The following is a 1,494-nucleotide window of genomic DNA, read 5'->3' as shown; positions in this document are numbered from 1 at the left end:
TGATGAGGCCGACGACGAGGTGATCGACGCCCTGGAGATGGTCTACGCCGGCGCGCTCGTCCGCGCAGGCATGGGCTACGGCTCCTACTCCGACATGGCGGACGCCATCGAGTCCGCCGCCCGACTCATCCTGAGGTGACCCCGAGACATGACCACCGCGACACCCGCCCCGCTCGTGTTCAGCCCGTACGACTACGCGGTCCACGAGGACCCGTACCCGTTCTACGCCCGGTTGCGCGCCGAGGCGCCCGTGTACCACAACCCGGACCTCGACTTCTGGGCGCTGAGCAAGCATGCCGACGTCCGTGAGGCGTTCCGCGCACCCGACGTGTTCTCCAACTCCCTGGGGGTCTCCCTCGACCCCGCGGCGTACGGTCGGCACGCCTACAAGACCATGTCCTTCCTGGCGATGGACGACCCCAGGCACGCGCGACTGCGCAAACTCGTGAGCAAGGGCTTCACCTCCCGGAGGGTCGACGCGCTCTCGGAGGGAATCGCGCGGATCTCCCGTCGGTACTGGGACGAATGCCTGGCCAAGTCCCGCGACGGCGGCGAGTTCGACTTCGTCCAGGACTACGCGGGCAAGCTGCCGATGGACGTCATCTCGGACCTGATGGGAGTGCCCGAGTCGGACCGCGACGAGCTCCGCCGGCTCGCAGACCTGGTCATGCACCGCGAGGAGGGCGGTCAGGACGTGCCCGAGGACTCGATGGTCGCGGCCCTCGACCTCATCACCTACTACCAGGGCATGGTCGCCGAGCGGCGTGAGGAGCGGACCGAGGACCTGACCTCGGCGCTGATCGACGCCGAGATCGACGGGGAGAAGCTCGACGAGGACGAGATCCTGTCCTTCCTCTTCCTCATGGTGGTGGCGGGCAACGAGACCACCACCAAGCTGCTCGCCAACGCGATGTTCTGGGGGCACCGGAACCCGGACCAGGCGCAGCTGGTGATCGACGCCCCGGAGCGGGTGAGCGACTGGGTCGAGGAGACGCTGCGCTACGACACGTCGAGCCAGTTGGTCCTGCGCACGACGATGCAGGACGTCACGGTCCGCGGCGTCACCATCCCCGCAGACCAGAAGGTGCTCCTGCTCATCGGCGCGGCCAACCGCGACGAGGAGGTCTTCGACGACGCCGACACCTTCCGTCTCGGTCGCGACACCTCCGCCAGTCTGAGCTTCGGGCAGGGACCACACTTCTGCCTGGGAGCGCACCTCGCGAGGCTCGAGGGGCGGATCGCGCTCGACCAGATCTCACGGTCGATCACGGGGTACGAGATCCTCCCCGGCGCCGAGCGCGTGCACTCGTCCAACGTGCGCGGCTTCGCGCACCTGCCCATGCGTGTCGAGGTCAGGCGCTGATGAGTCTGAAGTTCCCCCCGCAGCCGGACGCGTCCGAGCGCCCCGCGCTCGTCACTGGCGCCTCCTCGGGGATCGGTCGCGCCACCGCGGAGGCGCTGGCGGCGCTCGGGCACCCCGTGGTCGTGGGGGCC

General features: G+C 69.0%; 2 protein-coding genes and 1 pseudogene. All 3 read left to right on the top strand.

Going from position 1 to position 1,494, the window contains the following annotated elements; translation table 11 throughout:
* A pseudogene (locus G6026_RS17545) lies at window positions 1-139 on the top strand (TetR/AcrR family transcriptional regulator); the annotation flags it as partial.
* Window positions 140-148: 9 nt separating this feature from the next.
* Window positions 149-1,363, top strand: coding sequence for a cytochrome P450 (locus G6026_RS14535; RefSeq protein ID WP_107757085.1), 1,215 nt, complete (start codon window positions 149-151; stop codon window positions 1,361-1,363).
* The coding region (locus tag G6026_RS17540; protein WP_182613597.1) for an SDR family NAD(P)-dependent oxidoreductase at window positions 1,363-1,494 on the top strand (132 nt) is incomplete at its 3' end. The genes G6026_RS14535 and G6026_RS17540, both read left to right, overlap by 1 nt.

This window comes from Dietzia sp. DQ11-38-2 (assembly GCF_014145055.1).
Lineage (GTDB): Bacteria > Actinomycetota > Actinomycetes > Mycobacteriales > Mycobacteriaceae > Dietzia.
This window is presented reverse-complemented; position numbering and strand designations above follow the sequence as displayed.

Bases quoted from the DNA above. Each gene is read 5' to 3' on its own strand.
- G6026_RS14535 (WP_107757085.1), top strand. From the start codon at position 149: ATGACCACCGCGACACCCGCCCCGCTCGTGTTCAGCCCGTACGACTAC.